Here is a 6,501-nt window from a genome sequence, read left to right on the forward strand (position 1 = left end):
CGGAGGTGGGCAGTACTAGTGGTGCTGTGAGGGTGGCGTTATTCCAGTGATTTTTACTGGGATTACACCACGGACGATCTTGATCATTGACGAAGTGTGTCAATGATCAAGTCGAGGGGCAAGACCGCTCCTCAGGCTTGCCCCGGTCCCCACAGCTGAACTAGTAATGACCACTGGAGGCGAAAGTGACGGTCAACTTTTTACCTTTAGTAATTAAACACTAAAAAAGCGTAACCACTAGCACCCCTAATGGTTACGCATCCAACTTAATCGTTATTCGATTCATCCTGATCAGTAAAATAAATCGCCCGCTGCTGTTCCCAGTCATCATGATCCTGCTGGGTAATTGGCCGCAATACTCGACACGGATTTCCAACTGCGACGACGTTATCGGGAATATCATGTGTGACGATGGAACCAGAACCAATCACCACGTTACTACCAATGGTCACACCAGGATTCACGACAACGTTGCCCCCGAACCAGACATCGCTACCAATGGTGATGGGCCAGCCGTACTCCAACTGTTCCGCACGAATCGTTGCATCGATTGGGTGTCCCGCGGTATACAAGCCCACTCGTGGTCCCATAAAGACGTTGTTGCCAATCGTGATGGGGCCAACATCGACGAAGATCGCATCATAATTCGCATAAAAATTATCACCGATTGTCGTATTAGTCCCATAATCCGTTCGAAACGGTGGTTCAATGTAGCCGTGTTTACCGATTCGTTTAAACATCGATGTTAATAGTTGTTGCCGTTCTTCCATCTGATCTTCAGTCGTCTGATTGAATTGACGAGTAAGCTGCTTCGCACGCCGATTTTCTCGTCCTAATTCGGCATCGTGAGCAATGTATAGTTCGCCTGCCAACATGCGCTCTTTTTGTGATTTCATTGTTGTTCCTCCGGTTAACTCGATTTACTCCATAATACCTGAGTTAATCACGATTAGCGGTCAATTTTAACAGTAAACTATCCCAATTTGAATATCCTGTGAATTTTTAAGCTTTTTTATACTGCGAAATGACCTACTTCGTTTATAATGAATGTATACACACACATTTAAGGGAGCTATATCAATTTGAAAACATTTAAGAGTATCATGAGTTGGGTTCTCCCGATCCTCATCGGTCTGGGAATTGCCTTACTTATTCGCCAATTCTGGTTCACCATGGTTAAGGTCGATGGGACTTCCATGCAGCCTAACTTACAAAATAACGAACGCGTTGTAGCGTTTAAGACGAGTAAACCAAAAGCTGGTTCCGTCGTCGTGTTCGACGCCTTTGGTACTGATCCTAACCAGACGGATAAGAATGCCGTTTACGTTAAGCGGGTCATTGGGATGCCCGGTGATACGGTGCGTTACACCAGTTCTGGTAAACTCTACGTTAACAACAAACTCGTTAAACAGACTTACTTGAAGAATAGTTATCAACAGACGACCGGTTCTTTCATGGCCAACAGCCACAGCAAGTTCACCGGTTGGACACTCAATAGTTTGAGTCATGATCAGGGCTGGAAGATCAGTGTTAAAAACAACAAAGTTCCCGCTGGTTATTACTTTGTTATGGGTGATCACCGTAGTGTTTCTAACGACGGTCGTTATTGGGGCTTCGTTTCTAAGAGCAAGATGATTGGGGTCGTCAAAGACTGGCCTTGGCAAAGTCGGAAACAATATATCAACAATTACCAACCATAAACATTTAAATATACAAAAACGGAGTTATGACAGCAGTCATAGCCCCGTTTTTGTATGCTATCGATATAACGATTTGAACTGAGCGCCCTAAGGCAACTCATTCCGCTCTTTATTTATCCACAGGGGATAACTTTTTCAATCTAGCTCAGTTTTCACTTTGATTTGGTGCATAAGTGGACAACTAGGTGATTAATCAGTCGGCCTGGTCGACACTGATCGACTAAAATCAGTCCTACCAGTAACACAACAAACTGTCCCAACTGATTACCACGAACTAATGCCATACCCACAATCACTACTAGCATCATCCCCGGTACTAACACTAAGCTCACTCGACGCTGCTTACGCACGACGATCACGAATCCAGAAAAAGCCACAGAAAAACGGACTGAGCGGTACAAATACTAGCGCCATCACAATATTCTTAAAGAAATTAATGATGCCATCCATAAAGTCACTCTTGGCTTCCACCTGTGGCGTTAACGCCGTTGGCACTGGCTTAGGCTGTGTCCGTTTAGCAGTCACTGACCAAGTCCGACCCGAATCTTGAATAATCTGGTCATCGTCTGGTCGTGTCGACGCTGGTTCTTTAGGTGTCTTACGCCAAGGTTTGAATACTCGGGCCCACCGATACTTAACAATTGGAAACAAGACTAACGCGCAGATAATGCTGTAAATCACAAGTGGATTAAACTCCAGCACAATGTGATTAACTTCCTGCCGTGCGGTGAAAAACATAATCATAAAAACGGCAATCGCACCGTACAACCAGCTGCTAATTAAATTACCCATTCGCCACATTCGTTGTTTCCTCCTTATCCGTGTCTGTCGTCATCCGCAACCGCACCATACTTTTACACTGTAAGCCATCTTCAAAAATTGGTTCTGGATAGTTATCCACAAAGAAATCGACCCAGACATCAAACAACTCAAAACCCGCGTGTTGATAAATCGACAATTGACGCAGTGATGAGTTCCCCGTACCAATCTGGACTTCATGGCACGCGGGATCTTGCTGACACTGCTGAATAGCCGTTGCCAGTAACGCTTTAGCAATCCCGCGATGTTGATAAGCTGGATCGACCGCGATATTTTTTATCTCTCGGACACCCTCAGCCAGCCATATCAGTACTACTACTCCAACTAGCTGCTCATCCTGTTGATAACCGTAACAGTCCGCATCAGCAAGATACTGCTCAACCAGTGACCATTCAGGGTCTGCCAGCAATAGTAAGTCCCGTGGCACTTGCTCACTAGCCACTTTACTGATCATTAAGAGTGCCGCCGATCAGCGTGCCGCTGGGAACCGTTGCCCCAACAGACGTAGGGGACAATGACCGCAATGATCGCAACCGTATAGTCCCGAACATTTAAGTCCATGGCGTTAACGATAACTAAGTAAGCCAGTACGACGGTCCATAAGATCGGTACGATCCCACCTATCCAGAAATGACGGCTCGCTGAAAAGACGTATTCCTCCAGAACAGCTATCACAATTGTGATGATTCCAATTATTAATAAATGCATATGCACGCTTCCTAACTTGCTTGTGAATAACTTTAATTCAAAACTCTATTTCTGTGGAGCTAATTGTTGCAACATATCCACAAAACGTCCAATTAACAAGTTATCCACATCTTCGTCCGAATAGAACATAATCATTTGCGCTTTCTGGTCAGCTGACAAGTTCGCCCGAGAAGCAAAATCAACTAAATACACGTCCGCTTGATGCTCTGTTAAGCTTTGACCATAATCAGCATCTAAGCTAATCTCATAGTCCTTACCCAGCTGTTCATTCAACGCATCCATGAAGGCTTCAATCTTGGCTGGTGCAATCGTTGCTTGTCCAGCAACAACGCTGGTAATAATTTTTACTTGCATTTTAAGTAAGCTCCTAGCTATTTTTTTGCACAGGGGACTAGTTCATCGAATTCATTATAACTAGTTATCCACTGTGGACAATTCTGATTACGCTTCTTGTAGCGTAAAGTTATCCCCATCATAGGTCACCACTGCGACCGTACTTGGGGCAAGTTCTTCGCGACTAGACTGAAGGGCAGTCGCACGATATCGAATTTCACGCAAAGCCGCACTGTCGACAATAACCAATGCCCGGCCGTGATCTGGTGTGGCAGTTAAGATTTCCTGTAAACCAGTCTGATAACGTGCCCAAAAGGCTTCGCCACTCTCAGCTAAACGGTCCGCATCATGATCATGCAAAAGCGTTTGTAATTCAGTTGGTGTCTGATCGTTGGCAAAAGCCGCTACACTTGGGTAGCCAAGCTTAGTCGCAAAACCAGACCAAACTGATGCCCGTTCCAACCCTTCAAAGCCACCGTAGAAAGGCGCCCGTAAATCAGTCAACACTTGTAACTCGACTGGTTGAGCATTCGCATTTAAAATCGCGTGGCCGGTCTGAGTAGCCCGACTAGTATCGCTAGCAAAAGCCGTATCGAATGTCACTGCGTCCAATTGCTGTCCAACAGCTAAACTGGCTTCTTGCCCAGCCGCCGTTAACGGTGTTCCGCTCCAACCTTGGAAGCGGTCAAGTTGATTAAAATAAGTGGTCCCTGCAACGACCAACTGTAAAGTGATTGATTTCATGACACACGCTCCGTTATTTTTTAGGTTATTTGATTATTTTAGCATAAAAACCAGTGGTCACAAATACATCTCTACTATAAGTGACAAGTATTCTTTTCACTTTTACTGATGGCTGTCACCAATTCGAAGATTCTTATATTAAGCACTACCTTTAAAACATAATGAATCGCACTGTTACTGTTATTTAGTGTAAATAACAGTAACAGTGCGATTCAAAGTAGTTATCTTTATTATATTTTACCGGATCACTAATACTGAAATTGGCGCATGCTTCGCCATGTAAGCAGCCTGCGAACCAAAGTACTTACGAACACCATGATTGGCAACTGAACCAATGACCAATAAGTCTGGTTTGATTGCTGGAATGATGGTCTTGACGATGGTTTCGCCAGGATCACCCTCATCGATCACAACGTTAACATCGGTTACCCCAAAGTCTTGGGCTAACTTCTGATACTTCATCACGTGTTCTTCAAGATCCTGACGTTGTCCGTGAACAAAGTCCTTACTCATCGCTTCATACACGTTCATATTATCCTGTTCCAGAATAGATACGATCGTTAACTTCGCACCGTCAGTCTTCGCACGATTAATAGCGTACCGAAAAGCCATTTGAGCATCGTCCGAGTCATCGACACCAACTAAAATATGTTTAAATTCTTTGGGATTCATGTCTGCCATTCTCACCACTCCCGTCTTAATTTTAAACTAGTTACTACCCTTATTGTCTTCAATTTAGAGACACTTGTCAATTATGATTGCGGCTGATTTTCTTTTAAAACGCGGGCTGGATTACCAACCACGATCACGTTGTCAGGAAATGAATGCGTCACAACCGAACCAGCACCCACAATGACGTTATTGCCTAGTGTGACACCGGGTAAAATCACTGCGCTACCACCGATCCAGACATCATTACCAATCGTAATTGGAGCCGTCCGTTCTGCTTCCGTCCGCCGCACCGTTGGATCCAATGGGTGCGCTGGTGTATAAAGACCGACCTTAGGACCAAATTTACAGTCATTACCGATCGTAATTAAGCCTTCATCGCATAGTGTGACACCGTGGTTGGCATAAAAATGGTTACCAATCGTAATGTTAACGCCGTAACTGAATTCAAAGGTGGGTTCTACGAAAAAGCGGTCACCTGCTGATCGTAATAAGCTTTTCATCTTTGTATTCCGATCATCGTTATCCGCAATTTGATTATATTGCATCAACTTAGTCCGAACATCACGCCGCCGTTCCTGTAAAATGGGCGATTCCAAGTACAGTTCACCATTGATCATCTGTTGATACGCTGGGTCATTATCGATTTCCATGTTTAACTTCCTTTTAAATATGATACTTTAAGCATACCACACTGCCAAAATTTGCTGTATGATAGTTTAATTGAACCTAATGAAAGTGATGTACAGCGATATGAAATACGCAATTTTTGACCTCGATAATACCATCCTCGATTTCGACAGTGCCGAAGAAGCCAGTCTAACCGCCGTTTTCCGCAGTCACGGCGTTACTGATATTATACAAGCCGAACAGGATTACCAAACTTACAATCAAAGTGTCTGGCAACAGATTGAACAAGGTGCGGAGCGCGACAGCTTACTAGACCAACGCTTCCAAGTCTTTCTAGCAACGCTCGGCATTAACGTTGACGGCCCCACCGTCCAACAGGAATACGATCAATTACTATCGCACAGTTACCAGATTATCCCTGGAACTCATGAACTCCTGACGACCCTCAAGAATGCCGGTCTGACCTTGTTAGTTGGAACTAACGGTATCAAAGACACGCAGCTGAGTCGCTTGGCTGGCGCTCACGTAACTGATTATTTCGACCAGATTTTCATCTCCGAAACTATCGGTTACGCCAAACCAAGTCCACATTTTTTTGACGCAATCTTCAATGAATATCCCGACATGACAACGACCAATACGGCCATGATTGGCGATAGCCTACGCTCTGACATTGCTGGGGCTGTCCGCGCTGACATTCCCAGTGTCTGGTATAACCCGCAACATGAGGCTAATCAAACCTTGATTCAGCCAACTTATACCGTTGACAATTTCAACCAGTTACAACGGCTACTCTTAAATAAAAAAAGTTAGCGTCCTCATACACTAGGAAGCTAACTTAACACTTGGTAAGGACTGCGAGAATTGGCGCGGTCTTTTTTTTGATGGGCAAATTTTG

General features: G+C 44.5%; 10 protein-coding genes. 2 read left to right on the forward strand and 8 right to left on the reverse strand.

Annotated features, from left to right (window positions below; genetic code table 11):
• Positions 1-266: 266 nt before the first annotated feature.
• Positions 267-896, reverse strand: coding sequence for a sugar O-acetyltransferase (locus tag ACG95_RS10505; RefSeq protein WP_048000466.1), 630 nt, complete (start codon positions 894-896; stop codon positions 267-269).
• A 186-nt stretch (positions 897-1,082) separates the two neighbouring features.
• On the opposite strand from ACG95_RS10505, the gene lepB reads away from it, so the two are divergent.
• Positions 1,083-1,700, forward strand: a complete 618-nt coding sequence (lepB, locus tag ACG95_RS10510; protein WP_048000467.1) for a signal peptidase I — start codon at positions 1,083-1,085, stop codon at positions 1,698-1,700.
• Positions 1,701-2,042: 342 nt separating this feature from the next.
• On the opposite strand, the gene ACG95_RS10520 is transcribed toward lepB, so the two are convergent.
• The 7 genes from ACG95_RS10520 to ACG95_RS10550 form a co-directional block, all read right to left on the reverse strand.
• On the reverse strand, positions 2,043-2,501 hold the full coding sequence (locus ACG95_RS10520; RefSeq protein ID WP_048000469.1) for a hypothetical protein: 459 nt from the start codon (positions 2,499-2,501) through the stop codon (positions 2,043-2,045).
• Complete coding sequence (locus tag ACG95_RS10525; RefSeq protein ID WP_048000470.1) at positions 2,485-2,973, reverse strand: GNAT family N-acetyltransferase; 489 nt, start codon at positions 2,971-2,973, stop codon at positions 2,485-2,487. Before ACG95_RS10525 ends, ACG95_RS10520 begins: the two co-directional genes overlap by 17 nt.
• The gene (locus tag ACG95_RS10530; RefSeq protein ID WP_048000471.1) at positions 2,973-3,227 is read right to left on the reverse strand and encodes a hypothetical protein; all 255 of its coding nucleotides are present in this window, start codon (positions 3,225-3,227) and stop codon (positions 2,973-2,975) included. Before ACG95_RS10530 ends, ACG95_RS10525 begins: the two co-directional genes overlap by 1 nt.
• A gap of 45 nt (positions 3,228-3,272) precedes the next feature.
• Positions 3,273-3,581, reverse strand: a complete 309-nt coding sequence (locus ACG95_RS10535) for a hypothetical protein (RefSeq protein WP_048000472.1) — start codon at positions 3,579-3,581, stop codon at positions 3,273-3,275.
• A gap of 87 nt (positions 3,582-3,668) precedes the next feature.
• Complete coding sequence (locus tag ACG95_RS10540) at positions 3,669-4,304, reverse strand: histidine phosphatase family protein (protein ID WP_048000473.1); 636 nt, start codon at positions 4,302-4,304, stop codon at positions 3,669-3,671.
• Positions 4,305-4,541: 237 nt separating this feature from the next.
• A complete protein-coding gene (locus tag ACG95_RS10545) occupies positions 4,542-4,985 on the reverse strand; it encodes a universal stress protein (RefSeq protein ID WP_048000474.1) in 444 nt (147 codons plus the stop codon).
• Between the two features lie 71 nt (positions 4,986-5,056).
• On the reverse strand, positions 5,057-5,626 hold the full coding sequence (locus ACG95_RS10550) for a sugar O-acetyltransferase (protein ID WP_048000475.1): 570 nt from the start codon (positions 5,624-5,626) through the stop codon (positions 5,057-5,059).
• Positions 5,627-5,726: 100 nt separating this feature from the next.
• Here ACG95_RS10550 and ACG95_RS10555 point away from each other — a divergent pair, with 100 nt between their 5' ends.
• A complete protein-coding gene (locus tag ACG95_RS10555) occupies positions 5,727-6,416 on the forward strand; it encodes a YjjG family noncanonical pyrimidine nucleotidase (RefSeq protein ID WP_048000476.1) in 690 nt (229 codons plus the stop codon).
• Positions 6,417-6,501 lie beyond the last annotated feature (85 nt).

This window comes from Lactiplantibacillus herbarum (genome assembly GCF_001039045.1).
Classification (GTDB): Bacteria; Bacillota; Bacilli; order Lactobacillales; family Lactobacillaceae; genus Lactiplantibacillus; species Lactiplantibacillus herbarum.